Below are 24,505 nucleotides of genomic sequence, written 5' to 3' on the forward strand. Positions count from 1 at the left end.
GCCGTCCCCCCCTTAAAATCCCCCTCCCCGTCAGACCCTTCTGAATATCCTCAAACCCGCCGTTTAGCCTTTTGCCTCCATTGACGCTCCCCGGCCAACCCTCTTATCTAGCGCCTTGAGGATTGGATCCCATCCCGGCTACTGACTGAATCGTTCCTTTCGAATCGCCCTGTGCCTATGCGCCGAAGGTTCGGAACGATGACTGCTGGCTGCAACAAGGAGATTACTTATGACACACACCCAAACCCTGGCCATGCTGCCTGCCCCGAAGCTGCCCCAGGCGGTAGGAAACGGCATCAGCGCCCTGGCTTCCACCCATCTGCAGGTCGACATATCCCCCTACTCGGGCATGGAGGAAGGCGACCTGATCGAACTGTTCTGGAACAACTGCTTTGCCGCCTCGCGCAAGGTGACGGCGTGCAAGATCGGCACGTTCACTCATCTGTGGGTACCGGAAAGCTTCGTGCAGGACGGGCCGGCACGCGTCCACTACCAGGTCCTGCAAATCGGCCATGGCCCGATGCGCTCGGCCGTCGCCCTGGTGCGGGTCAAGACCAACTACCCCGGAGGCCAGCCTGCGCCATGCCTCAACCACGAAAGTGATGAAAACCAGAATCTCGCCCCCGTGGGTTTGCCCGAGACGATCCGCCGCCATGGCGTCAATCGCAACCAGGTTCGGCGCGGCATTCCGCTGACCATCGAACCTTACTTGAACATGAGTGCCGGCGATGCCATCACACTGCGATGGGGTGATGTACGCCTGGACCTGCCGAAAATCCAGGCCAAAAACGTCGGCCTGGCAGTGCAGGTGTGGGTACCGTCCCAGATCATTGTCGAAGCGGGCGACGACTGCCGATTGGAAGTCACGTACTGCATTCTCGATCGCGTGGGCAATAATTCACGCTGGGCACCGGCCCGCACGCTACGTATCGCCGCTTGCACGCCAGTCGTGCCAACCCCACCAGCCTCGCCCGCGCCGGGCTATCAACCGCGTCGCTTCGGCTCACCCTGTGAACCGGGGTGACAGCCCTTCTATGCATATTCCTAAAAGTTAGTTTATTTAAAGAATTAACACGCTTAGGGTATATGCACCGGACCACCGGACATTCCTGATTTTTCTGTTTTTATTTCATTGAATGCGAGGTCGGTATGGTCAGAATTACCCCGGTGCATAACGCCAGGGCATTGCGTGCAGCCAAGGAGCGGCGCTGATGTCTAACTTGGCTCTAACACCCCCCCAGAGTGATCTGGACGTAGCCCCCCTGTTGTTGCCCGCAACGGTGCTGCGCAACGACGCCCAGGCACTGAGTGCGGCTCATGAGCTGGCCCAGGCTGCGCGCCTGCAGGCCGCTACGCGCGACCAGCAGCGCAAACTGCCGTGGGCGCAACTCGAACAATTCACCCGCAGCGGCCTGGGCAGTATTTCCATTCCCCGCGAATACGGCGGCCCACAGGTGTCGTTTGTGACCCTGGCCGAAGTCTTCGCGATCATCAGCGCAGCCGACCCGGCCCTCGGGCAGATCCCGCAGAACCATTTCGGCATCCTGCACGTGTTGCAGGGCACCGCGACCGAGCGCCAGAAAAAGCAGCTGTTCCAGAGCGTGCTCGACGGGTGGCGCATCGGCAACGGCGGCCCGGAACGCGGTACCAAAAACACGCTGGAGCTCAAGGCACGCCTCACGGCCGAAGGCGATGGGTTCGTGGTCAGCGGCCAGAAGTTCTACTCCACCGGCGCACTATTTGCCCACTGGGTCGCGATAAAGGCATTGAACGATGACGGCAAGCAAGTCATGGCCTTCGTGCGGCGCGGCAGCGAGGGGTTGCGCATCGTCGATGACTGGTCCGGTTTTGGCCAACGCACCACTGCCAGCGGCACGGTACTGCTCGACCGGGTGGCGGTAGACCCGGAGTTGGTCATCGACAACTGGCGCCTGGGCGAAAGCCCGAATATCCAGGGTGCCGTGTCGCAACTGATCCAGGCAGCCATTGACGCCGGCATCGCCCGTGGTGCCCTCGACGACACTATCGCCTTTGTACGCGAGCGTTCACGCCCCTGGATCGACGCCAAGGTCGAGCGGGCCAGCGATGACCTGTATGTGATCGCCGATATCGGCAAGATGAAGATCGAACTGCACGCTGCCGAAGCACTGTTGCGCAAGGCCGGCCAGGTGCTGGACCAGGTCAGCGCGGCGCCGATCACCGCGCAGTCCGCCGCGCGCGCCTCGATTGCCGTAGCCGAGGCCAAGGTGCTCACCACCGAAGTGGCATTGCAGGTTACCGAAAAGCTCTTCGAACTGGCCGGCAGCCGCGCCACCCTCGCCGAATTCAACCTTGACCGTCACTGGCGCAACGCGCGGGTGCATACCCTGCACGATCCGGTGCGCTGGAAGTATCACGCCATCGGCGCGTATCGACTGAACGGCACCTTACCTGCTCGTCATTCCTGGATTTAACCGACCAGAACACTTTTTCCACGAGCTTCTGGAGAAACTCATGACCCTTTCTCACCACGTCGCGGTTATCACCAGCGATGAGCAAGCCCTTATTGTCGCCAGCGACCTCGCTGAAGATTTGCGCCGCGACAGCGCCCAGCGCGACCGCGAACGCCGCCTGCCGTGGCCCGAGCTGGACGTGTTTTCGCGCTCCGGCCTGTGGGGTATCACGGTGCCCAAGGCATTCGGCGGCGCGGGCGTATCCAATGTCACCCTGGCCAAGGTGATTGCACTGATTTCCCAGGCCGATGGTTCCTTGGGCCAGATCCCGCAAAATCATTTTTATGCCCTTGAAGTGCTGCGCGTAAACGGCAACCCCGAGCAGCAAAAGCGCCTGTACGCCGAGGTGCTGGCCGGTCAGCGCTTTGGTAACGCCTTGGCGGAACTGGGCACCAAGACCGCCCATGACCGCGTGACCAGCCTCACCCGCGACGGCGACGGTTTTCGCATCAACGGGCGCAAGTTCTACGCCACCGGCGCGATCTATGCCCAACGCATTCCCACCTCGGTGGTGGATGAAAACGGCATCCAGCAACTGGCGTTCGTACCCCGTGACAGCGAGGGCCTGACGGTCATCGACGACTGGAGCGGCTTCGGCCAGCGCACCACTGGCAGCGGCTCAGTGGTATTCGATAACGTGTGGGTCGCAGCGCAGGACGTGATCCCATTTCAGAGCGCCTTCGAACGCCCGACCACCGTGGGCCCCTTGGCGCAGATCCTTCACGCCGCCATCGACACCGGCATCGCCCGCGCAGCGTTTGAAGATGCGTTGCATTTTGTGCGCACCAAGACCCGCCCGTGGATCGATTCCGGCAACGACAAGGCCACCGAAGACCCGCTGACTCTAAAGAGCTTCGGCCACCTGAGCATTCGCTTGCACGCCGCCGAGGCGTTGCTGGAGCGCTCCGGCGAATTCCTCGACCGCGCCCAGGCCGACAGCAATGCCCAGACCGTTGCCGCCGCGTCCATCGCCGTGGCCGAAGTGCGCGCCCTGAGCACCGAGATTTCCCTCGCAGCGGGCAGCACCTTGTTCGAACTGGCCGGCAGCCAGGCGACTTTGGCCGAGCATGGCCTGGACCGCCATTGGCGCAACGCCCGGGTGCACACCCTGCATGATCCGGTGCGCTGGAAATATCATGCGGTAGGCAACTATTACCTCAACGATGAAAACCCGCCGCTGCGGGGGACCATCTGATGAGCAAGAAAAAGATCCTGCTCAATGCCTTCAACATGAACTGCATCGGGCATATCAACCACGGTTTGTGGACTCACCCACGGGACAACTCGACCGAGTACAAGAGCCTCGAATACTGGACCGAATTGGCGCAGATCCTTGAGCGCGGGTTGTTCGATGGTTTGTTTATCGCCGATATCGTCGGCGTCTATGACGTGTACCAGAACTCGATTGACGTGCCGCTCAAGGAGTCCATCCAACTACCGGTCAACGACCCGTTGCTGCTGGTCTCGGCCATGGCCGCCGTCACCCGGCACCTTGGCTTCGGCCTTACCGCCAACCTGACCTACGAGCCGCCCTATCTGTTCGCCCGGCGCATGTCCACGCTCGATCACCTGAGCCGTGGCCGCGTCGGCTGGAACATCGTCACCGGCTATCTCGATAGCGCCGCCAAAGCCATGGGCCTCACCGAACAGGTCGAACATGACCGGCGCTACGACCAGGCCGATGAATACCTGGAGGTGTTGTACAAACTCTGGGAAGGCAGCTGGGAAGACGACGCGGTGCTCAACGACCCGCAAACGCGGGTGTATGCGCAACCGGGCAAGGTGCACAAGGTGGAGCACCACGGTGAGTTTTATCAGGTAGAGGGTTATCACCTGTGCGAGCCATCGCCGCAGCGTACGCCAGTGTTGTTCCAGGCCGGCAGTTCCGAGCGCGGGCTGCTGTTCGCCGGGCGCCACGCCGAGTGCGTGTTCATCAGCGGGCAGAACAAGGCCGCGACCAGGCTACAGGTGGACAAGGTGCGCGCCAGCGCAGTGGAGGCTGGGCGCAACCCGGATGACATCAAGGTGTTCATGGGCCTCAACGTGATCGTGGGCGCCACCGAGGAGCTTGCATGGGCCAAGCACGCCGAGTACCTGAGCTATGCCAGTGCGGAAGCCGGTGTGGCGCACTTTTCGGCGTCCACGGCGATTGATTTTTCTACCTACGAACTGGACGAACCGATCCAGTACGTGAAGAGCAACGCGATCCAGTCGGCCACCAAGAACCTGCAAAACAACGACTGGACCCGGCGCAAATTGCTCGAACAGCACGCCCTGGGTGGGCGCTATATCACCTTGGTGGGCTCGCCTGAACAGGTTGCCGATGAGTTGGAATCCTGGATCAGCGAAACCGGGCTGGATGGTTTCAACCTGACGCGCGTTGTGACGCCGGAGAGCTATGTGGATTTCATTGACCTAGTGATACCGGAACTACAACGACGTGGGTCGTACAAGACCGCCTATGAGCAGGGCACCCTGCGGGAAAAAGTTTTCCACGGCACCGCTCGGCTACCCGAACAACACACCGGCGCCACCTACCGTCACTGATCAAAAAATGTGGGAGGGGGCTTGCTCCCTCCCACATTGGATCTCCATTGTTTGTGCCTATACCTTATGACTGGAAATTGATTATGAAAAAAAAACTGCTCACCCACCCAGTCAAAGCACTGGCCCTGGCCTTCGGGTTATTCAGCACAGCGGTCTTCGCCGCCGACCCTCCCCTGAAAATCGGCACCACCGCCGCCTTCGCCATTCCGCTGGAAGCGGCCGTTGAAGAGGCCGGCAAACAGGGCCTGAAAGTCGAACTGGTCGAGTTCAGCGACTGGATCGCCCCCAACGTCAGCCTCGCCGCCGGCGATATCGACGTGAACTACTTCCAGCACATTCCCTTCCTGGAAAACGCCAAGGCCGCCGCCGGGTTTGACCTGGTGTCTTACGCACCGGGCATCATCAACAACGTCGGCCTGTATTCGAAGCAATACAAAAGCTTCAACGACCTGCCCGAAGGCGCCAGCGTGGCCATTGCCAACGACCCGATCAACAGCGGGCGCGGCCTGCAACTGCTGGCCAAGGCCGGGTTGATTACCCTCAAGCCGGGCGTGGGCTACAAGGCCACCGAAGAAGACATCGTCAGCAACCCCAAAAAGCTCAAGATCCTGCAGGTGGAAGCCGTGCAACTGGTACGCGCCTACGACGACGCCGACCTGGTGCAGGGCTACCCGGCGTATATCCGCCTGTCCAAGACCTTCGATGCGCAATCGGCGCTGCTGTTCGATGGCCTCGACCACCCGGAGTACGTGATTCAGTTCGTGATTCAGCCCAAGAGCAAGACCGACCCACGAGTGATCAAGTTCGTCGACATCTACCAGCACTCGCCGGTGGTACGTGCCGCATTGGATAAATCCCTGGGCAAGCTCTACCAAGTCGGCTGGGAAGATAAAAAATGACCGCCGCCAACGCCCAACTGCGCGACCTGGGCCATGCGCCCAGGGACGCCGAGCAAACTGAACTGCACCCGGACCTCAATCGCGCCCACGTGCGTTTTATCAACCTGGGCAAAACCTATGGCGGCACCGTGCACGCCCTGCAAGGCATCGACCTGGCGATCCAGCGTGGCGAAGTGTTCGGCATCATCGGCCGCAGCGGTGCCGGCAAGTCATCGCTGATCCGCACCATCAACCGCCTGGAACAACCCAGCAGCGGGCGCGTGCTGATCGATCAGGTGGACATCGGCGGCTTCGATGAAGACCACCTGGTAGCACTGCGCCGGCGCATCGGCATGATCTTCCAGCACTTCAACCTGATGTCGGCCAAGACCGTGTGGCAGAACGTCGAACTGCCTCTCAAGGTCGCCGGCGTGAACCAGGCACAACGCGTGCGTAAGGTGCATGAACTGCTGGAGCTGGTAGGTCTGCAAGACAAGCACAAGGCGTATCCGGCGCAGCTTTCCGGAGGGCAGAAACAGCGCGTCGGCATCGCCCGCGCGCTGGTGCACGACCCCGAGATTCTGCTGTGCGACGAGGCCACCTCGGCCCTCGATCCGGAGACTACCCAGTCGATCCTCGGCCTGCTGCGTGAGATCAACCAACGCCTGGGCCTGACCATCGTATTGATCACCCATGAGATGGCGGTGATCCGCGAAATCTGCGACCGCGTGGTGGTGCTGGAACACGGGCGCATCGTCGAGCAAGGCCCGGTGTGGCAAGTGTTCGGCAACCCGCAGCATGAGGTCAGCAAGACCCTGCTCGCACCGCTGCAACACGGCCTGCCGCCCGAATTGCAAAACCGCCTGCAACCGACACAAACCTCGGCTGATGCGGTGCTGGTGCTGCGCTTGCAGTTCACCGGCAGCGATACCGATGAGCCGGACCTGGCCGCACTGTTCAGCGCCCTCGGCGGCCGCGTGCGTTTGCTGCAAGGCGGTGTGGAACGTATCCAGGGGCACGCTTTGGGGCGACTGCTGCTGGCGGTGAATGGGTCGCCGCACAATGCCGAAGAGCTGCGTAACCGCGCCGGCAATTGGGCACAACGGGTGGAGGTGCTGGGCTATGTGGTTTGATCGTTTAGTACAGGGCGCTATCGACACCTTGTTGATGGTCGGTGTGTCGTCGCTGATCGCCTTGCTGGTCGGTATCCCGCTGGCGGTATTGCTGGTTACCAGCGACAAGGGCGGCATCTACCAGGCGCCGACGCTTAACCGCGTGCTGGGGGCGTTCGTCAATCTGTTCCGCTCCATTCCGTTCCTGATCCTGATGGTGGCGCTGATCCCGTTCACTCGGCTGATCGTCGGCACCACCTACGGTGTATGGGCGGCCGTGGTGCCGCTGACCATCGCCGCCACACCGTTCTTTGCACGCATTGCCGAAGTCAGCCTGCGCGAGGTCGACCACGGCCTGATCGAAGCGGCTCAGGCCATGGGTTGCCGGCGCTGGCACATCATCTGGCATGTGCTGCTGCCGGAAGCCCTGCCGGGGATCGTCGGCGGGTTCACCATCACCCTGGTTACCATGATCAACTCATCGGCCATGGCCGGTGCGATTGGCGCCGGTGGCTTGGGCGACATTGCCTACCGCTATGGCTACCAGCGATTTGATTCGCAGATCATGCTCACGGTGATTGTGTTGTTGGTGGTGCTGGTGGCGGTAATTCAACTGAGTGGGGATCGCTTGGCGCGGGTATTGAACAAGCGCTGAACTCACGGGCATTCGTCCAACTGCGCGACGCTGGCATGGGGCACGAAGCTGACGGTTTTTTCCTTGGCCTGCCAGGGGCGCACGATGTAGCTGCCGTCCGAGTCTGCCATTACCCGCAGTTTTACACTGCGCTGCGGGTTGTCGGCGTCTACCAGCACGCGAAGAACCTTGGCGTCGTCCGACCAGGTCATCAGCGTACACACGCGCCCTCCGGAGGCGGAGCCTTGCAATGGCAACCCACCCAGCTTCGACCCGCTTGCCGGGATCAGCCCGAGGAAGACGATGAGTGCAAAGGCTGCCAGTGATGCGAAGGCAACCGGGTTCTTGTGATCGCGCATGTACACCACAAGGCAGGCCCCACAGCCCTGGACCAGGAACAGCACGACCACCTCGGCAAACATGAACGGTGCAAAGAGCACAGCGCTGTCGGAATACTCAAGGAAGGCGCGGGAGACCGGCACGGTTACCATCAGGATTACCAGCATTTGAACCGCGCCAGCACCCACACTGGCCAGCCAGAACTCGCCGGATATGTCACGCAATCCAACCTGAGCAGGGCGTGCGCGCATGATGATGCCGACATAGGCGAGTACCGCCACCACGATCGCCACAATCCAACTGACAGTCAGCAAAGGCCCACTTTCGGCGTTCACCGACAGGTACACGGCGCACATCCAGAAGATGGCCATGACGACCAGGCTGGCAGCCCAGTGCAACAATAAACGCCGGTGCTGGGCCGTCAACTGAGGGGAAAGCGGACTGAGATTCAGCTGATCACTGAGGCGCACGCCCGTGTCGTTAAGGCGTTTGAACAAGATGAATGTAGGGATCAGGATCGACGCGCCCATCATGCCGATGACGAATACCAACATGGCGAACATGGCCGGCAATGCGGTGAACGCCGCGGCCGACAAAATACTCAGGGGTACTTTTTCCACCTGGATGTACTGGTACAAATACAAGCCTGCCACCGACAGGATCCCCACCGTCAGCGGCCAGGCGCGTTCATTGAGCCAGAACAGGCCGCTGCTGAGTTTCGTGGCGTATTGGTCCACCTTGTTTGCAGTGAATTTCTGACCCTCACGTGAACGTTTTTCTTCTTCCATGAATGTACAACCCTCTTTGAATGAGGGCCGAATCTTACCCAGAATCCTGCGGGGCGGTCTGTCGGATTCTCCCAACACGCACACAATGAACCGCCCTACACCAGATACACGTCTTTCAACTCAAGGGTGAGCCTGAGGTATAGTCCGACCACCTCAACCGCAGCGGTGCGCCACACCATGAAACTCGCCCCCGACGACCTCAACCAGATCACCTCCACCACCCTCGGCCATTACAACAAAGTCGCCGAAGACTTCCGTGAAGGCACCCGTGATCACGATGTGAGCCAGAACATCGACGCGCTGTTGCGACATATCCAGGGCTCGGCGCCGTTTACCGTGCTGGATTTCGGCTGCGGGCCGGGGCGGGATTTGCAGACTTTTACGCGCATGGGGCATATCGCCGTGGGGCTGGATGGCTCCGAGCGGTTTGCGCAGATGGCGCGGGACGACAGCGGCTGTGAGGTATTGCAACAGGATTTTCTCAAGCTGGACCTGCCACCCGAGCGCTTCGATGGCGTGTTTGCCAATGCGGTGCTGTTTCATATTCCCAAGCAGGAATTGCCGCGGGTTCTCAAGCAGCTGCATGGCACGTTGAAGCCTGGAGGCGTGCTGTTCAGCTCCAACCCTCGAGGTGAAAACCAGGAGGGTTGGAATGGGCCGCGGTATGGCTCTTATCACGACCTGGAGGCGTGGCGGGGCTTGCTGACCGAGGCCGGATTTGAAGAGCTGGAGCACTACTACCGGCCGGCCGGGTTGCCGCGGGAACAGCAGCCTTGGTTGGCGAGTGTGTGGCGTAAAATTTAGTGCCGCATCGCCTGTACGGGCCTCATCGCAGGCAAGCCAGCTCCCACATTCGGAATGCATTTCACTGTGGGAGCCGGGCTTGCCCGCGATGGCGCCGTAACGGGCAGCGTTATTTCACCTGATACACCACCGGCTTCTCCCCCTCCACGAGCGCCGTCACACTGCGCCCGGCATACCCATCTTTCTGCGCGTCCGAAAAATTCGCCACCAACCGCGTCCCATCGGCGAAGGTGGTTTGCTGCAACAGTTTGTCCGCTGTCAGCCAGCGAAACTCAGTCATTGCCTGAGTCCCCAACCGTTGATGCAGCGGCCGAAAGAACCGCTCCTGGCGCTGAATCACCGGCAGCCTGTCCTTGAGTGTCGTCGCGCTCAGGTGATACAGCGGCGGTACGTTGTAGAGCAGTTGGGCCAGTTCATTTTCAGCCCGTACATTGCTCAGCTTGAGGTTGTCGAACAGCCAGTGATGAGTGGTGATCACCGAGCCATGGAACACCGCCTGATACAACGGCAGCCGCATCGTCGGGTCGAAATACACCGTGCGCAGCGACGCTTTCAACGGCACAGGCTTGAAGAACACCGCCGGCTGTTCCGCCGGGTACCAGTTGCCGACGTAATAGGGCGACTGCCGGTCGCGGGTCATGTCCCGGTCACCCCAGCCAATCACCGGAGTTTGCATACCATGGGCAAACATAATGCCCTGAGCGGTGACGGCGTTGCCGTCTTCGGAACCTGCGGGCAGTTTTAGCGAAGTGTTGATCCAGCGCGAGGCGTCGATATTGCCCTGGGCATTCTGCACCTGACTCATGGAGGCGCCGTCGCGGTAGCTGTCAAAGATCATGCTGGTGGCGTACGCATCGAGGAACCAGGCATTGAATCCGGCTGCGGCCTGCACCGCCTTTACCCGTGCTTCCAGCAACGGTCGCACACAGCGCGGGTCCGTGTAGTGGCCGGATTGTTGGAAACCGGCTTTCGGCTGGCCGTTCTTCAATATGATTGCGCAGTCACGGTACGCCTTGCCGCCCAGGTGGGCAGTGGCCCAGTCCGGATTTTCGCTGGCCGACAGCGCCGTTTCATACGAATCGTAAGGCGCCATCAGGTACCCGGCATCCACGCCTGCGCGAATCGCTTCGGGATGCCAGAGCCCGCCTTCCCAGCCATCACCCAGGGTCAACAGCAGACGCGAGAGCCCCGCGTCACGCAAGGCTTGGATAGTCGAATGCCCCCAGGTTTCGGGGCGATCACTCAAAGCTGAGACGAAATCCACGGCCAGCTCGCTACGCAACTCGCCGTAGCGAGTGGCAAGGCGACTCATGTCGGGCTCTTCCACTTGCCAGGCTTGCCGGGCCTTCTGGTTGATGGCCGCATTGAGGCCGCGCAGCAACACGGTTTGCTCATAACGATTCAATGCGGTTGTCTGTGCAAGCACCTTCGCAGACTCTTTGTCCAGCAGCCTGCCAAGCTCATGGGTGCGCAGCCGTTTGATCAACGTTGGCCAATCACGGACATCATCCAGCGTCAGCAAGCCGTTGCCCCAGAGGTAAACGTGACTGGCGCCGAGCAATTTAACCGCCTCGGGGGTTTGCCGCAGCTTGTCCGCCAGCGGCTCGTAACGGCCCTGCTCCACCAACCATTGGCGATAATGCTTGGCCCCGGCCAATGGGTCTGCATCGCCCAGGTACAGGCGCAGCGTCATCGGTGCGTCGGGGGCAAGGGTGGTGAATTCATGGGCCGCTGACAACGCCAGGCCCTGGCCGTCCGCTTGCCATTCAAGGCGATTGTTGTAGGGGTTGGTCAGCAGCCAGTTAAGCGTGAAGCGCCCGTGATCCAGGCCCCACAAGGGCAAGCTCAGGTCCTGGGTGGTATTGACTTCGCCGTGCTCAAGCAGGAACGCCTTCCACACGGGGTTATCAAAGGGCACATAATGCCCTTCAGCCAACGGCCAGATCAGCGCCTGGCCCATGGCCGTGGCCGGCTGGCGCAGCAGGGCCAATTCACCCGGCTCGCGAGCACTGATAGACAGGGACAGTTCGCGCTGCTCAAGCCGGGCCGTCAGGCGGTAGGCGCCGCTATCCCATTGCCAGGAGACCTGTGCGGCATCAGCTTGCAACGCACTGACAGCGTGCGCGGCGACACCGCTGGAGGCTTGTACCGGGGCCTCCCCCGCTGGCGTGACACGCAGCGCCAGGGTTGCAGGGTCGAGGTCAACGCGCCACAGGGCGTTTTCCAGCACGGTGGAGGCAAAGACTGAGGGCGCAAGAACAAGCGCACAGAGCACAAAGATGAGGCGCAGGCACTGCATGGGAATCGACCTGGACGGAGAAGTTAGGTCGAGAGGGTAAAACATGCAGACAGTGGCCGGGGCAACAAGTGGATCTTTCGGAAGCTTCCCACAGCCTCAAGCGAGATGAAGATCCAAATGTGGGAGGGGCGGTGCGACGATTCGACTTGCCCCCTCCCACATTTTTAACCGCGCTGTTCCTGATGCTCTTGTTTGGGTTCGCGGATTTTGTACCAGGCCACATACAGCGCCGGCAAAAACAGCAGCGTCAGCAACGTGGCGATGATAATCCCGCCAATCATCGCGTAGGCCATCGGCCCCCAGAACACTTCCCGGGCAATCGGGATCATGCCCAGGCTCGCCGCTGCCGCCGTAAGCAGAATCGGCCGACGCCGGTGTTCGGTCGCTTCCACCACCGCATCCCACGGCGTATAGCCCGCCACTTCATACTCATGAATCTGTGTGACCAGGATCACCGAGTTGCGGATGATGATACCGATCAGCGCCAGGATCCCCAGGATCGCCACAAACCCCATCGGCGTACCGGTGGGGATCAACGCCAGCACCACGCCGATCAGCCCCAGCGGTGCAACGCTGGCCACCAGGAACATTTTCTGCACGCTGTGCAACTGGATCATCAGGAACGTGGCCATCAGGAACAGCATCAACGGCACCACACTGGCAATCGGGCCCTGGGCCTTGCCGCTTTCTTCCACGGTGCCGCCGGTGGCGACTTTGTAGCCCACCGGCAGGCCGTCACTGAATTTCTGGATGGTCGGCGCCAGTTGCTTGACCAGGTCGGTCGGCTGCATCTCATCGCGCACCGCGGCCTTGATGGTAATCGTCGGCTTGCGGTCACGACGCCACACCAGCGGCTGCTCCAACTCGTAACGCACCGTGGCAAACGCGAGCAACGGGATCGAGGTACCGTTGGGCGTAACGATCTGCAGGTTCTGCAAGGTTTCCGGCGTGCCGCGCTCGGCATCTTCGGCGCGACCGACCACGTTGATCAGGTAGATATCGTCGTGCACCTGGGTCACCGCCGCGCCGCTGACCACGCTGTTCATCAACTGCGCCACGTCTTCCGACGACAGCCCCAGTTGCCGCGCCTTGTCCTGGGCGATGTCGACGCGTAGCACTTTGCCCGGCTCGTTCCAGTCGTAGATGATCTCGCCCAAGTGGGTGTTCTGGTCCAGCAAGGTCGCCAGTTCGATGGCGTGCTTGCGCACCTGGTCGGTGTCTTTACCGGAGACGCGGTACTGAATCGGCCGCCCGACCGGCGGGCCCATTTCCAGCGGCTGCACATAGCTGCCGATACCGACAAAATCATCGCGCAGGCGTTTCTGCAATCGCGCAATCAAGGCGCTGCGCTCTTCCAGGCCCTTGCTGACGATCACCAACTGCGCGTAGTACGGGTTCTCCAGTTGTTGGTCCAGCGGCAGGTAAAAACGGATCGCGCCCTGGCCGATGTAGGTGCTCCAGCGAGAAATGTCAGGGTCGTCCTTGATGATCGCTTCGAGGCGGTCAACCGCCTTGCGCGTCTCGTTGATCGAGGCGTTTTGCGGCAGGTTCAGATCAACCAGGATTTCCGGGCGATCCGATGACGGGAAAAACTGGTTCTGCACAAACTGCATGGAAAACACCGAGGCCGCAAACAGCGCCACAGTGATACCGATGGCCCACCAGCGGTTGCGCATGGCCCAGAGCATACCGCCATTGAACGCGCGGCCGATGCGCCCAGGCTCGGCGTTATGCGGCTTCACATTGGCGCTGAGAATATGCACGCCGATCACCGGCGCAAACAGTACCGCCACCACCCACGACACCAACATCGCCACGGCAATCACCGCGAACAGAGTAAAGGTGTACTCGCCCGCCGAACTGGCATTGAGGCCAATCGGCACGAAACCGGCCACGGTCACCAGCGTACCGGTGAGCATCGGGAACGCTGTTGAGGTGTAGGCGTAGGTGGCGGCCTGCTCCTTGGTTTCGCCTTTTTCCAGGCGCGTGATCATCATCTCCACGGTGATCATCGCATCGTCCACCAACAAGCCGAGTGCAATGATCAACGCACCCAACGATACCCGCTGCATGGTGATGCCGCTGTATTCCATAAACACGAACACCAGCGCCAGCACCAACGGAATCGAGCACGCCACCACCAGCCCAGCGCGCATACCGAGGCTGATAAAGCTCACCACCAGCACGATAATCACGGCTTCGAACAACGCGCTGGTAAAGCCGCCGACGGCCTCTTCCACCACTTCGGCCTGGTCAGACACCTTGTGCACACCGACGCCCACCGGCAGGTCGGCAGTCAGCTCATCCATGCGCCCGTGCAGCGCCTTGCCGAACGACTGGATATTGCCGCCCTTTTGCATGGCGATCGCCAAGCCAATCGCCGGCTTGCCATTGAAACGGAACATCGGCCTTGCCGGGTCGACGTAACCGCGACTGATGTCAGCGATATCCGCCAGCCGATAGAAGCGGTCATTGAGCCGCAGGTTGACGTTGGCCAGGTCTTTCTCCGAAGCGAACTGCCCGGAGGTGCGCACCGATATGCGCTCCGGCCCGGCCTCGATCACCCCGGCAGGCGTTACCGCATTCTGCGATTGCAGGCTTTGCACGACCTGGCGTTGATCAATGCCCAATGCCGCCAGTTTGCGCGTGGAGAAGTTCAGGTAGATCACTTCATCCTGCTGGCCGATCATCTCGACCTTGCCCAGCCCCGGCACCGAGCGGATTTCGGCGCGCACCTGCTCCACGTAGTCGCGCAACTGGCGCATCGACAAGCCGTCGCCAGTAAAGGCGTACACCGAGCCGAACACATCACCGAACTCATCGTTGAACGACGGCCCCTGCAGGCCCTGGGGGAAGGTGCCGCGAATATCATCGATCTTCTTGCGAACCTGGTACCAGATCTCCGGAATGGCCTTGGCGCTGGTGGTGTCCTTGAGGAACACGAACACCGTGGACTCACCCGGTCGCGTATAACTTTTCACGTAGTCTAGGGAGTCGAGCTCTTCGAGTTTTTTCTCGATGCGATCGGTGACCTGCTTGAGGGTTTCCTCCTGGGTAGCGCCCGGCCAGCGGGTCTGGATCACCATGGTCTTGATGGTGAATGAGGGGTCTTCCTCGCGGCCCAGGTTCATATACGAGAACACGCCCATCAGCAGCGCGACGAACATCAGGTACCAGACGAAGGACTGATGCTTGAGTGCCCAGTCGGATAAGTTGAAGCTCCCTTTCATCGCGGGCTGTCCTCGTCGATTTTGACTTTTTGCCCGGGTTTCAGGCTGTTCACGCCGGCGGTGACGATGCGTTCACCGGCTTTGATGCCGCCATTGACCAAGGCGCTGTCAGCATCCCGGCTGACCACACTGACGTCGCGTGGCTGCACGGTCTGGCTCTGGGTATCAAGCAGCCAGATGCGCGTCTTGCCGTCGACGTCCTGCAAGGCGCTCAAGGGCAATTCGATACGCGGCGTAATGGCGCTGCTCAAGGTCACGCTGATGGCGGTGCCCAGGCGGAACGCGGCGGGAGTGTCGGTCAGGCTCAGACGTGCGCGGCGGGTGCGCGTGGCACTTTGGGCCTGGGGTTCGATCTCGCGCACGATGGCGGTGGTATGCACGCTGGGGTCCAGTTGCCCGGCGACCAGAAACACCACATCCGTCGGCAGGCGCTCGGCCAGGCCGGCAGGCAGGTCGATCACCGCCTCCTTGATGTCCGGGCGAGCCAGGGTCACCACCTGCTGCCCCGCGCTGACTACCTGGCCAGCCTCGGCATTCCAGGCGGTGACGATACCGGCGTGGTCGGTGTGCAGTTCGGCGTAATTGAGCTGGTCCTTGGCTTGATTGACCGAGGCGCGGGCCTGATCAAGGGTGGCCTGGGTGGTTTTCAGGTCAGTCTGCGCCACATCCAACTGAGCCTGGGCGCCGACGCCCCGGTTGAACAGTTCCTGCTGGCGACGGGCATTGGCCTGGGCATTGATGAACTGTGCCTGCACGCGGGCGAGGTCGCCCTGGGCAGCACGCAGTTGGTTCTGCTGGTCGGTGGGGTCGAGCACGGCAAGCAAGGCCCCCTTCTCCACCTCGGCGCCCACGTCGACGGCGCGACGGGCGATGCGGCCCGACACCCGGAAACCCAGGTTGCTTTCGTAGCGGGCCTGGATAGTGCCGGCGAAGCGGCCGAGGTTTTCCTGATCTTCAGCCTTCACTTGCATGGACAACACCGGGCGCACAGGCTCAGGCGGCGCCTCTTCCTTGGAGCAAGCCATCAGCAACAGGCTGGCGGCGACGATAACCGTCAGTTGCTTCATGGCTGGGCTCCTTGCTGGGCGATCTCGACCACCATGCCGGGGTGCAGCAATTGCCCACCGGCCACTACGACTTTTTCGCCGCCTTTAAGGCCCTCGCCAATAATCACCTTGCCGGTGAGGTAACGGGCCACCTTGACCTTGTGCAGCTGCGCCTTGCCGTCGGCATCCACCAGCCATACGGCAGGCTCGCTGAGGTCTTTGGTCAAGGCCGCCCAGGGTAATTCGATGCTGGCCTTGGCCGGGCCGTTGGCGGTGGCGCTCACCACCGAACCCAGCTCCATGCCTTTAGGCAGGTTTTGCAGGGCGATCTTCACTTGTATGGTGCCGGTATTGGCCGCCACTGCCGGGGTCACTTCCCGCACCTTGCCCACGGCTTTGATGCTCGGGTTGTCCAGCAGGCTGACGGTAATCGGCGCATCCGGCGGCGGCTCCACCAGCAGGGATTCATACACGTTGAACACCGCGTCACGTTCGCCATCACTGGCCAGGCTGAAGATCGGTACGGTGGCTTGTACCACTTGGCCGACTTCGGCCTGGCGCGCCGTGATGATCCCCGGTGCATCGGCGACCAGCGCCGTGTAGCCAAGTTGCTCACGGGCGTTGGCCAATTGCGCCTGCGCGGCGGCCAGGGCACTTTGGCTGCTGCGCAACGCGGCCTGGGCGGCATCGTATTCGCTGCGGCTGGTGTAGCCCTTGGGCAAGAGTTTTTCCTGGCGCACGAAGGCGGCGGCGGTCTGCTTGACCCGCGCCTGTTCGGCCACAACCTGGGCCTGGGCGGAATCGACGTTGGTTTGCAGGTCCTTGGGGTCAAGCTTGGCCAGTACTTGCTTGGCCGTTACTCGGTCGCCCACGTCCACCATGCGCTGAATGATCTTGCCACCCACGCGAAAGGACAAATCGGTCTGCACCCGCGCCTGGATATCGCCCGTCAGCGTGACCGCCGCGGCAAAATCCGCCGGCTGCACGGTTTGCACAAATACCCGTGAATGCTGCTTGGGCTCGGCTTTGTCTTGGCCACAGCCGCTCAGCAGCGCCAGGAGGCCAAGGCTGAAAATTAATGTCGAAGCGCGACCGCCCATGCAGGCTCCTTTTGCGTGATGCTCACGTACAAGTGTGTATGCGACTGTGAGCTTAGAACAGGGTTCCTTATCTGCATGGAGGATCCCATACTCCAATGGTTCCCCAGCCGATTAAATGCATATGCTGAAAACCCTCGCGGTGGCCAATTACCGCTCGATCAACAAATTGGTAGTCCCGTTGGACCGCTTGAACCTGATCACCGGGCCCAATGGCAGCGGCAAATCCAACTTGTACCGCGCGTTGCGCCTGCTGGCAGAAACCGCCCAGGGCGGGGTGATCAATGCCCTGGCCCGTGAAGGCGGGCTGGATTCGACCTTCTGGGCCGGGCCGGAAACCATCAGCCGGCGTATGCGCACTGGTGAAGTACCGATCGAATCCAATGTGCGCCAAGGCGTCAAACGCCTGCGCCTGGGGTTTGCCGCCGAAGATTTCAGCTACGCAATCTCTCTGGGATTGCCGGAAAAAACCTCGTCGTTCTTCAGCCTCGACCCCGAAGTGAAGAAGGAATGCATCTGGGCCGGCCACATCTACCGCCCGGCCAGCCTGTTGGTGCAGCGCTCAGGTGCCATGGTGCGTGCCCGCGAAGGCCGTGCCTGGGATGTACTGGCGCAGCACACACCCAACTACCACAGCCTGTTCGATCAGGTCGGCAGCCTGCGCGGCTCGCCGGAAGTGCTGCTGTTGCGTGAAAGCATTCGTGGCTGGCGCTTTTATGATCACTTTCGCAGCGACGTGGACGCGCCAGTGCGCCAGCCCCAGTTGGGCACGCGTACGCCGGTGTTGCATCACGATGGCCGCGATTTGGCGGCCGCGTTGCAGACCATCCGCGAGATCGGCGACCCCGAGGCGCTGCAACGTGCCGTAAGCGATGCATTCCCGGGGGCGCGCCTGAACATTGAACCGTTGCAAGGCGGACGCTTTGCCATTGAGTTCTATCAGGAAGGCTTGCTGCGGCCGTTGTCGGCGGCGGAGCTGTCGGACGGCACCTTGCGCTACCTGCTGCTGATCGCAGCGCTGCTGACGCCACGCCCACCGACCATGATGGTACTGAACGAACCTGAGACCAGCTTGCATCCGGACCTGCTGCCCGCCTTGGCGCGCCTGATTATCGAAGCGTCGAAGCAGTGCCAGGTGTGGGTGGTGTCCCATGCCAGCCGCTTGATCGCGGCGTTGCAGCAGGATGAGGGGTGCAATTCGATTGTGCTGGAGAAGGTGTTGGGGGAAACGCGGATCGTGGGGCAAGGGATTCTGGATGGGCCGGCCTGGCATTGGCCGGAGTAGGTGGTGACTGTACCGGCCTCATCGGGAGCAAGCCCCCTCCCACATTTTGACCTGTATTCACACATCGGAATGTGTGAACCCGATCCAGTGTGGGAGGGGGCTTGCTCCCGATGAGGCCGGTGCAGCCAACACAAAAAGTCAGGTTTCAGCCCTGCCACTTCCCACCTTCAACAATCACATTTTCAGGCTTGGTGTCATCGCTCAGTTCTTTGCGCACATATTGGTCATAGAGCTTGAGCAGAAACTTCTCCTCGCCCAGCTTCGCCAGCTCGGCATTCACCCAGTCGCGCAGTTCGGTATTGCCCTTCTTCACCGCCGGAGCAATCGGTGCTTCATCACCCAGCTTTTCTTCCAGCACACGGTAGCCCGGGTTCTGCTTGGCCCAGCTGAACAGCACCAGGTTGTCCTGGGCATAGGCATCGCCACGCCCGGCCGACAGCGCTTGCAGCGACTCGGAGTTTTTCTCGAACTTGAGCAGCTTCCAGTCAGGATGGTTTTTGGTCAGCCAGATGTCGGCGGTGGTGCCGGTGGTGACAATGGTGGTGCGAGTGGCCAGGTCATCCAGGCTTTTTACCGTGCTGTCATTCGGTACAAGGGCCTGCACCGCGACTTTCAGGTTGGGGTTGGTAAAGTCCACCGCTTCCTTGCGCTCGGGCGTCACCGTCATGTTGGCGAGAATCAGGTCGACCTTGTCGCTTTGCAGGAACGGAATGCGGCTGGCGGGCTCAACGGCGACAAACTCCACCTTGTTTTCGTCGCCCAACAGGTCCTTGGCGAATTGACGGCCAATGTCAGTATCGAAGCCGACGTAGCGGCCAGCCTCGTCGACAAAGCCAAACGGTGGCTTGTCCGTGAAGACGCCAACGATCAGCTTGTCCCGCGCTTTTATTTTGTCGATGTAGCTGGCAGCCGCGGGTTTTACCGGCTCTTCGGCCTTTTTATCGCAGCCGGCCAGCAAGGCGACGGCAAACAGTGGCAGCAGTAACTTTTTCATATCAGCTCCAGTTCCTTGATCTTTTTGGGCAGTGTTGAAACGAAGGAGAACTTCTCCAGGAACTGCTGCGCGCGTGCGGTCTGCGGGTTCGTAAAGAATGCCTCGGGGGTGTTGTGTTCGAGGATGCGACCGGCCTCCATGAACACCACGCGGTCAGCGACGGCGCGGGCGAAGGCCATTTCGTGGGTGACGATCAGCAGGGTCATGCCATCGCGGGCCAGGCCCTGGATCACTTCCAGCACTTCCTTGACCATCTCCGGGTCAAGGGCCGCCGTGACCTCATCAAAGAGCATGACCTGGGGGTTCATGCACAACGAACGCACGATGGCGATGCGTTGCTGCTGGCCGCCGGAGAGCTGGCGCGGGAACGCGTCGCGCTTGTCGGCCAGGCCCACGCGCTCCAGCAGTTTTTGCGCCTGCTCACGAGCCTCGCGGGGGTCACGCTTTTGCACTTTCAGCGGGCCGAGCAGGATGTTGTCGAGCACGCTCATGTGCGGGAACAGGTGGTAGCTCTGGAACACCATGCCGATGTCCTGGCGCACCTGGCGCCAGTCGGTGTTTTTATCCAGCAGCTCAACGCCTGCAAACCGCAGGCTGCCGCTGTGCGCGACTTCCAGCCCATTGAGGCAGCGCAGCAAGGTGCTTTTGCCACAGCCGCTGGGGCCGAGGATCACCACCACCTCGCCGCTTTGCACGCTCAAGTCGATGCCCTTGAGCACCTGTGCCTGGCCAAAGAATTTGTTGAAACCCTGGAACTCGATCAATGCGCTCATGCGTGGGCCCAGCGCCGTTCCAGCACCTTGGAGGCGGCCGACAACGGGTAGCAGATAAAGAAGAAAAACAGGAACAGCGCGCCGTAGATCAATACCGACTCGTAGGTACGCTCGATGATTTGCTGGCCGACCTTGATCACATCCACCACGCCAATCAGCACCGCAAGGGAACTGGTCTTGATGATGCGCGTGTAGACGTTGATGGTCGGCGGCGTCATGCGTTTAAGGGCCTGGGGCAGCAGCACGTAGCCGTACAACTGCGGGTCGGACAGGCCAATCGACAAGCCCGCTTCACGCTGGCCACGCGGCAGCGAATGCAATGCACCGCGCACCACCTCGCCGACTTCGCTGGCGCCCCATAGCGACAACACCAGCACCGCGCACCAGAAGCTCGGCAGGCTCACACCAAAGAAAATCGGCAGGCCGAAAAACAGCAGGTACAACCACACCAGCACCGGAATCGCCCGGAACAGCTCCAGGTAGATGCGCAGCACACCCTTGATCACCTTGTTATTCAAGGTGCGCAGCACGCCATACAGCACGCCGCCGACCGTACTGAAAGCGATGCTCAAAAACGAAATCGACAGGGTTTGCGCAGCGCCTTTGCCCAGTTGTGGCAACGACACCCACAGCAACTCAAGACCCGAACTGGCCATGCTGGAGCCTCCTTTCCAAACGGCTGAGCAGCAACGACAACGGCAAAAACAGCAGCACGCAAATCAGCGTCAGCACGGCGAGCATCTCGTAGGTCTTGTAGTAGAGGGCGATGTAGCTCTTGGTGGTGTAGAGAATCTCCGGCACCGCCACCGCGGAAACCACCGTGGTTTCCTTGAGCAGAAAGATGAAATTGGCGAACAACGCCGGCAGGCTGAGGATGCCGGCCTGGGGCAGAATCACATGGCGCAACAGCTGCCAGTCGGACAGGCCAATGGACTTGCCCGACTCGATCTGCGCCAGCGGCACCGCTTCCACACCGGCGCGCAACACTTCAGTGAGGTAGGCGCCGCCGAGAAAGGTCATGGTGATGATTGCCGCCCAGAACCCGGAGATATTCAAACCCAGGGCCGGCAGTGCGAAGTAGACGAAAAACAGTTGGATCAACAGCGGCGTGTTCCGCGCCAGCTCCACATACAGCGCTACCAGCCGTGACAGGTACGGCGTGCGAAACACCAACAAGGCTGCATTGATCAGCGCCACCAGCAAGGAGGTGCCGATGGCGATCAGGCCCACTTGCAGGGTTACGCCCACCGCTTGCAGGAACGCCGGCAAGGTGCTGAGGATAAAAGCGAAATCGAAGGTCATGTGCAGTCCATATCGCCGCATGGGTAATGCTGCGAGCGCAATCCGTTCCGGCGTGGATAACGTCGGGTAGCGCGAACTTTAAAGGTATAAAAAGCAAAATTTAAATACCGAAATAGCATATTGATATCACCCAAAAAACTAACCTTCGCCAGGGCGATCAATGTGGGAGGGGCAAGCCCCCTCCCACAAAAAAAACGCCGACGCTGTAGTAGCCGTCGGCGTTGAAACCTTGAAGGGGGTTTTGAGTTACATCAGAACGCCGGCACGACTGCGCCGTTGTACTTCTTCTCGATGAAAGCTTTGACTTCCGGGCTGGTCAGGGCCTTGGACAGTTTCTGGATAGCGTCGCTGTCCTTGTTGTCCGGGCGCGCTACCAGGAAGTTCACGTAAGGGGATTTGGCATCTTCGATGATCAACGCGTCCTTGGCCGGGTTCAGGCCGGCTTCCAGGGCGTAGTTGGTGTTGATCACATCCAGATCAACCTGATCCAGCACGCGTGGCAGCAGGGCCGATTCCAGCTCTTTGAATTTGAGGTTTTTCGGGTTGTCCTTGATGTCTTTTGGCGTGGACAACGCGTTGGTCGGGTCTTTCAGGGTGATCAGCCCGTTCTTCTGCAGTAGCAACAGGGCGCGTCCACTGTTGGAGCCTTCGTTCGGGATGGCCACGGTCGCGCCGTCTTTCAGATCTTCAATTTTCTTGATCTTTTTCGAGTAGCCGCCGATGGGTTCAACATGCACACCGACTACCGTGACCAGGTTGGTGCCCTTGCCCTTGTTGAAGTTTTCCAGGTACGGCAGGGTCTGGAAGTAGTTGGCGTCCAAGCGCTTCTCAGCGACTTGCACGTTTGGCTGCACGTAATCGGTGAAGACTTTGATCTGCAGGTCCACGCCTTCCTTGGCCAGGGTCGGCTTGATCAACTCCAGGATCTCAGCGTGCGGAATCGGCGTGGCCGCTACCACCAGCTTTTCGTTGGCCTGGGCGAAGCCGGCAGTCAGGGCAGCCGCCAGGGCGGTAAACAACAGAACCTTTTTCATGCAGTGTCCTTTTCTAACGACCATTTTTTATGTGAGGTGCCAGCGAAATGCTATCGCGGCGTAGGAAGGACAATACCTAGATTTTTTATTCCCGAACAATATCTTTTATTCACGTTGATATTCCATTTTGTTCATACAGGAAGGTACGCAGCGATTCGCGCTCGGTCGCACTGGCGCTGGCAAAAATTCGTCGCACTTGCTCCAGCGGCGAACCTGCCACCGGCAGGTTCAAATGCTCGGGCAAGATTTCATCGCCACTGCTCACCAGCAAGGCAAAGTGAATGACGTTTTCCAGTTCGCGGGTATTGCCCGGCCAGGTGTGACGCTCCAGTACCTGCTGAGCGGCGTCGCTGATAAGCGGCACCGGCAGGTCCAGGCGCTGGCTGTAGATGCCGAGGAAATACTCGGCCAGAGACAAAATATCCCCCACCCGCTCGCGCAACGCCGGCAGGTCCAGCCGGCCTTCGCTCAAGTAATGAAACAGGCGCTCGTGAAACTTGCCAACGGCCACAGCCTGGGCCAGGTCGATGCTGGTAGCGGCCACCAGACGTACGTCTACCGGGCTGGGTTGATGGGCACCGACGCGGGTGACCTCATGATTTTCCAGGGCCGCGAGCAATTTCACCTGGATCGGCAACGGCAAGTCACCAATCTCATCCAGGTACAAGGTGCCGCCGTTGGCAGAGCCAAACCAGCCAGCCCGACTGCTCGCTGCGCCGCTGTGGCTGCCGGCGGCATAGCCAAACAACTCGGCATCCGCATAGGTAGGACTGATGGCGCCACAGTTGACCGAGACAAACAGGCCAGTACGGTCACTGCCACGGTGGATGTGTCGCGCCAGCAGTTCTTTACCACTACCGGTTTCACCGCGGATCAATACGGGTAAGGCGCGCGGCGCAAGGCTTTCCAATTCTTCACGCAGTTGGCGTGAGCGTGGGTCGACGAACACCAACGCCTTGGCGCGGATGCTCAGTGGGCTCTTTTCGGCATCGGGAAAGGTCAGCAAAGGCTGGCCGTAGGTTTCATGCAAACTCATGGCAGGCTCCCGCCCCAATCCACTCAGGGACGGGGCGTTGAAAAAATATCAGGCACTACGCCGAGCATGGTGCTCGAGGCGGCTCTGCAGGCGATAGAGATAGGCGAAACCCTGCTCCCAGCGGCGGTGGCCGGACTTCACATTGATATGCCCGGCGCCGGACAAAATGCCGGCTTCGGCCCCCCATTGACGCGCCAACTCCAGAGCCCGGGGCGCGCTGACGGCGCTATCGTTGTCGGAGCTGACCACCTGGCTGGGAAACGGCAGCAGGTCGGTGGGAATTGGTGCGAAGTTACGCAGGGCCGGGGCACAGGCTGCGCGCTCGACATCGGCTGGGGCTACCAGCAAGGCGCCGCGAACCTGACGCAAGAAATGCACGGGGGCAGTGGCCGCCCAATGAGCCACGGTGATGCATCCCAGGCTATGAGCAATCAGGATTACCGGTGTGCTGTCGGCGGCAATCGCCTCAGCCAGTGCAGCTACCCAATCCTCTCGACGCGGCGTCAGCCAATCGGCCTGCTCCACGCGAGCGCTGTTGGGCAGGCTGTGCTGCCAATGGGTTTGCCAATGATCTTCTGGCGATCCTTGCCAGCCCGGCACGATCAGATAACGAATCGACTCGCTGTGCATGGGTGTGCCCTCCTGCAGCTTTTAACGTTGCTGACCAGTATAGGGGCGCCCCAACAATCAAATAAGGAATAAAAAGGAATTTATTAATAACCAAAAACTCATCACATCATTTATTCGAATCCCACTCCCTTCCACATTCCTGGAAACCCAACCATTGTGCCCCCCGACGCCATGGCATCGGGGGC

21 protein-coding genes are annotated in these 24,505 nt (G+C 60.7%); 9 read left to right on the forward strand and 12 right to left on the reverse strand.

All coding sequences use genetic code 11. From position 1 onward, the window contains the following. The first annotated feature begins 229 nt into the window (after positions 1–229). From JH25_RS14040 to JH25_RS14010, 7 genes are all read left to right on the forward strand, one after another. The gene (locus JH25_RS14040) at positions 230–1,024 is read left to right on the forward strand and encodes a hypothetical protein (RefSeq protein ID WP_032878421.1); all 795 of its coding nucleotides are present in this window, start codon (positions 230–232) and stop codon (positions 1,022–1,024) included. Positions 1,025–1,211: 187 nt separating this feature from the next. Next, positions 1,212–2,453 (forward strand): SfnB family sulfur acquisition oxidoreductase, encoded by a 1,242-nt coding sequence (locus JH25_RS14035; protein ID WP_032878422.1) that lies wholly within the window; start codon positions 1,212–1,214, stop codon positions 2,451–2,453. Between the two features lie 40 nt (positions 2,454–2,493). Continuing rightward, a complete protein-coding gene (locus JH25_RS14030; RefSeq protein ID WP_005783783.1) occupies positions 2,494–3,687 on the forward strand; it encodes an SfnB family sulfur acquisition oxidoreductase in 1,194 nt (397 codons plus the stop codon). Continuing rightward, a complete protein-coding gene (locus JH25_RS14025; protein WP_032878423.1) occupies positions 3,687–5,039 on the forward strand; it encodes an LLM class flavin-dependent oxidoreductase in 1,353 nt (450 codons plus the stop codon). The genes JH25_RS14030 and JH25_RS14025 overlap by 1 nt, the downstream gene beginning before the upstream one ends. Before the next feature lie 83 nt (positions 5,040–5,122). Next, positions 5,123–5,938: a MetQ/NlpA family ABC transporter substrate-binding protein gene (locus JH25_RS14020; protein WP_032878424.1), complete on the forward strand. Its 816-nt coding sequence runs from the start codon at positions 5,123–5,125 to the stop codon at positions 5,936–5,938. After that, the gene (locus JH25_RS14015; protein WP_032878425.1) at positions 5,935–7,050 is read left to right on the forward strand and encodes a methionine ABC transporter ATP-binding protein; all 1,116 of its coding nucleotides are present in this window, start codon (positions 5,935–5,937) and stop codon (positions 7,048–7,050) included. The genes JH25_RS14020 and JH25_RS14015 overlap by 4 nt, the downstream gene beginning before the upstream one ends. Further along, complete coding sequence (locus JH25_RS14010; protein ID WP_032878426.1) at positions 7,040–7,684, forward strand: methionine ABC transporter permease; 645 nt, start codon at positions 7,040–7,042, stop codon at positions 7,682–7,684. Before JH25_RS14015 ends, JH25_RS14010 begins: the two co-directional genes overlap by 11 nt. Positions 7,685–7,686: 2 nt before the next feature. On the opposite strand, the gene JH25_RS14005 is transcribed toward JH25_RS14010, so the two are convergent. After that, positions 7,687–8,790 carry a hypothetical protein gene (locus JH25_RS14005; RefSeq protein WP_032878427.1) on the reverse strand — a complete coding sequence of 368 codons (1,104 nt, stop codon included), beginning with the start codon at positions 8,788–8,790 and terminating at the stop codon, positions 7,687–7,689. 177 nt (positions 8,791–8,967) lie between these two features. Here JH25_RS14005 and JH25_RS14000 point away from each other — a divergent pair, with 177 nt between their 5' ends. After that, complete coding sequence (locus JH25_RS14000; protein WP_032878428.1) at positions 8,968–9,594, forward strand: class I SAM-dependent methyltransferase; 627 nt, start codon at positions 8,968–8,970, stop codon at positions 9,592–9,594. Between the two features lie 109 nt (positions 9,595–9,703). Here JH25_RS14000 and JH25_RS13995 read toward each other — a convergent pair whose 3' ends face one another. The 4 genes from JH25_RS13995 to JH25_RS13980 form a co-directional block, all read right to left on the reverse strand. Then, on the reverse strand, positions 9,704–11,893 hold the full coding sequence (locus tag JH25_RS13995; protein ID WP_032878429.1) for a glycoside hydrolase: 2,190 nt from the start codon (positions 11,891–11,893) through the stop codon (positions 9,704–9,706). Between the two features lie 164 nt (positions 11,894–12,057). Beyond that, the gene (locus JH25_RS13990; protein WP_032878431.1) at positions 12,058–15,123 is read right to left on the reverse strand and encodes an efflux RND transporter permease subunit; all 3,066 of its coding nucleotides are present in this window, start codon (positions 15,121–15,123) and stop codon (positions 12,058–12,060) included. Beyond that, positions 15,120–16,190 (reverse strand): efflux RND transporter periplasmic adaptor subunit, encoded by a 1,071-nt coding sequence (locus tag JH25_RS13985; protein ID WP_032878432.1) that lies wholly within the window; start codon positions 16,188–16,190, stop codon positions 15,120–15,122. Before JH25_RS13985 ends, JH25_RS13990 begins: the two co-directional genes overlap by 4 nt. Beyond that, positions 16,187–17,269, reverse strand: a complete 1,083-nt coding sequence (locus JH25_RS13980; RefSeq protein ID WP_032878433.1) for an efflux RND transporter periplasmic adaptor subunit — start codon at positions 17,267–17,269, stop codon at positions 16,187–16,189. The genes JH25_RS13985 and JH25_RS13980 overlap by 4 nt, the downstream gene beginning before the upstream one ends. Before the next feature lie 121 nt (positions 17,270–17,390). Between JH25_RS13980 and JH25_RS13975 the strand changes: the two genes are divergently transcribed. Further along, positions 17,391–18,551, forward strand: a complete 1,161-nt coding sequence (locus JH25_RS13975) for an AAA family ATPase (protein ID WP_032881152.1) — start codon at positions 17,391–17,393, stop codon at positions 18,549–18,551. A gap of 145 nt (positions 18,552–18,696) precedes the next feature. Here JH25_RS13975 and JH25_RS13970 read toward each other — a convergent pair whose 3' ends face one another. The 7 genes from JH25_RS13970 to JH25_RS13940 all read right to left on the reverse strand — a co-directional run bounded on the left by JH25_RS13970 (position 18,697) and on the right by JH25_RS13940 (position 24,320). Continuing rightward, positions 18,697–19,545: a transporter substrate-binding domain-containing protein gene (locus tag JH25_RS13970; protein WP_032878435.1), complete on the reverse strand. Its 849-nt coding sequence runs from the start codon at positions 19,543–19,545 to the stop codon at positions 18,697–18,699. Beyond that, positions 19,542–20,318, reverse strand: coding sequence for an amino acid ABC transporter ATP-binding protein (locus tag JH25_RS13965; protein ID WP_005783763.1), 777 nt, complete (start codon positions 20,316–20,318; stop codon positions 19,542–19,544). Before JH25_RS13965 ends, JH25_RS13970 begins: the two co-directional genes overlap by 4 nt. After that, a complete protein-coding gene (locus tag JH25_RS13960; RefSeq protein WP_032878436.1) occupies positions 20,315–20,974 on the reverse strand; it encodes an amino acid ABC transporter permease in 660 nt (219 codons plus the stop codon). Before JH25_RS13960 ends, JH25_RS13965 begins: the two co-directional genes overlap by 4 nt. After that, a complete protein-coding gene (locus JH25_RS13955; protein ID WP_005783759.1) occupies positions 20,955–21,620 on the reverse strand; it encodes an amino acid ABC transporter permease in 666 nt (221 codons plus the stop codon). Before JH25_RS13955 ends, JH25_RS13960 begins: the two co-directional genes overlap by 20 nt. A gap of 251 nt (positions 21,621–21,871) precedes the next feature. Further along, positions 21,872–22,654 carry a MetQ/NlpA family ABC transporter substrate-binding protein gene (locus JH25_RS13950; RefSeq protein WP_032878438.1) on the reverse strand — a complete coding sequence of 261 codons (783 nt, stop codon included), beginning with the start codon at positions 22,652–22,654 and terminating at the stop codon, positions 21,872–21,874. Between the two features lie 109 nt (positions 22,655–22,763). Beyond that, positions 22,764–23,690, reverse strand: a complete 927-nt coding sequence (locus tag JH25_RS13945) for a sigma 54-interacting transcriptional regulator (protein WP_032878439.1) — start codon at positions 23,688–23,690, stop codon at positions 22,764–22,766. A gap of 48 nt (positions 23,691–23,738) precedes the next feature. Beyond that, positions 23,739–24,320: an alpha/beta hydrolase gene (locus JH25_RS13940; protein ID WP_032878440.1), complete on the reverse strand. Its 582-nt coding sequence runs from the start codon at positions 24,318–24,320 to the stop codon at positions 23,739–23,741. Positions 24,321–24,505 lie beyond the last annotated feature (185 nt).

The organism is Pseudomonas sp. BRG-100 (assembly GCF_000737955.1).
GTDB classification, from domain to species: domain Bacteria; phylum Pseudomonadota; class Gammaproteobacteria; order Pseudomonadales; family Pseudomonadaceae; genus Aquipseudomonas; species Aquipseudomonas synxantha_A.

Bases quoted from the DNA above. Each gene is read 5' to 3' on its own strand.
- JH25_RS14040 (WP_032878421.1), top strand. From the start codon at position 230: ATGACACACACCCAAACCCTGGCCATGCTGCCTGCCCCGAAGCTGCCC.
- JH25_RS14035 (WP_032878422.1), top strand. From the start codon at position 1,212: ATGTCTAACTTGGCTCTAACACCCCCCCAGAGTGATCTGGACGTAGCC.
- JH25_RS14030 (WP_005783783.1), top strand. From the start codon at position 2,494: ATGACCCTTTCTCACCACGTCGCGGTTATCACCAGCGATGAGCAAGCC.
- JH25_RS14025 (WP_032878423.1), top strand. From the start codon at position 3,687: ATGAGCAAGAAAAAGATCCTGCTCAATGCCTTCAACATGAACTGCATC.
- JH25_RS14020 (WP_032878424.1), top strand. From the start codon at position 5,123: ATGAAAAAAAAACTGCTCACCCACCCAGTCAAAGCACTGGCCCTGGCC.
- JH25_RS14015 (WP_032878425.1), top strand. From the start codon at position 5,935: ATGACCGCCGCCAACGCCCAACTGCGCGACCTGGGCCATGCGCCCAGG.
- JH25_RS14010 (WP_032878426.1), top strand. From the start codon at position 7,040: ATGTGGTTTGATCGTTTAGTACAGGGCGCTATCGACACCTTGTTGATG.
- JH25_RS14005 (WP_032878427.1), bottom strand. From the start codon at position 8,790: ATGGAAGAAGAAAAACGTTCACGTGAGGGTCAGAAATTCACTGCAAAC.
- JH25_RS14000 (WP_032878428.1), top strand. From the start codon at position 8,968: ATGAAACTCGCCCCCGACGACCTCAACCAGATCACCTCCACCACCCTC.
- JH25_RS13995 (WP_032878429.1), bottom strand. From the start codon at position 11,893: ATGCAGTGCCTGCGCCTCATCTTTGTGCTCTGTGCGCTTGTTCTTGCG.
- JH25_RS13990 (WP_032878431.1), bottom strand. From the start codon at position 15,123: ATGAAAGGGAGCTTCAACTTATCCGACTGGGCACTCAAGCATCAGTCC.
- JH25_RS13985 (WP_032878432.1), bottom strand. From the start codon at position 16,190: ATGAAGCAACTGACGGTTATCGTCGCCGCCAGCCTGTTGCTGATGGCT.
- JH25_RS13980 (WP_032878433.1), bottom strand. From the start codon at position 17,269: ATGGGCGGTCGCGCTTCGACATTAATTTTCAGCCTTGGCCTCCTGGCG.
- JH25_RS13975 (WP_032881152.1), top strand. From the start codon at position 17,391: ATGCTGAAAACCCTCGCGGTGGCCAATTACCGCTCGATCAACAAATTG.
- JH25_RS13970 (WP_032878435.1), bottom strand. From the start codon at position 19,545: ATGAAAAAGTTACTGCTGCCACTGTTTGCCGTCGCCTTGCTGGCCGGC.
- JH25_RS13965 (WP_005783763.1), bottom strand. From the start codon at position 20,318: ATGAGCGCATTGATCGAGTTCCAGGGTTTCAACAAATTCTTTGGCCAG.
- JH25_RS13960 (WP_032878436.1), bottom strand. From the start codon at position 20,974: ATGGCCAGTTCGGGTCTTGAGTTGCTGTGGGTGTCGTTGCCACAACTG.
- JH25_RS13955 (WP_005783759.1), bottom strand. From the start codon at position 21,620: ATGACCTTCGATTTCGCTTTTATCCTCAGCACCTTGCCGGCGTTCCTG.
- JH25_RS13950 (WP_032878438.1), bottom strand. From the start codon at position 22,654: ATGAAAAAGGTTCTGTTGTTTACCGCCCTGGCGGCTGCCCTGACTGCC.
- JH25_RS13945 (WP_032878439.1), bottom strand. From the start codon at position 23,690: ATGAGTTTGCATGAAACCTACGGCCAGCCTTTGCTGACCTTTCCCGAT.
- JH25_RS13940 (WP_032878440.1), bottom strand. From the start codon at position 24,320: ATGCACAGCGAGTCGATTCGTTATCTGATCGTGCCGGGCTGGCAAGGA.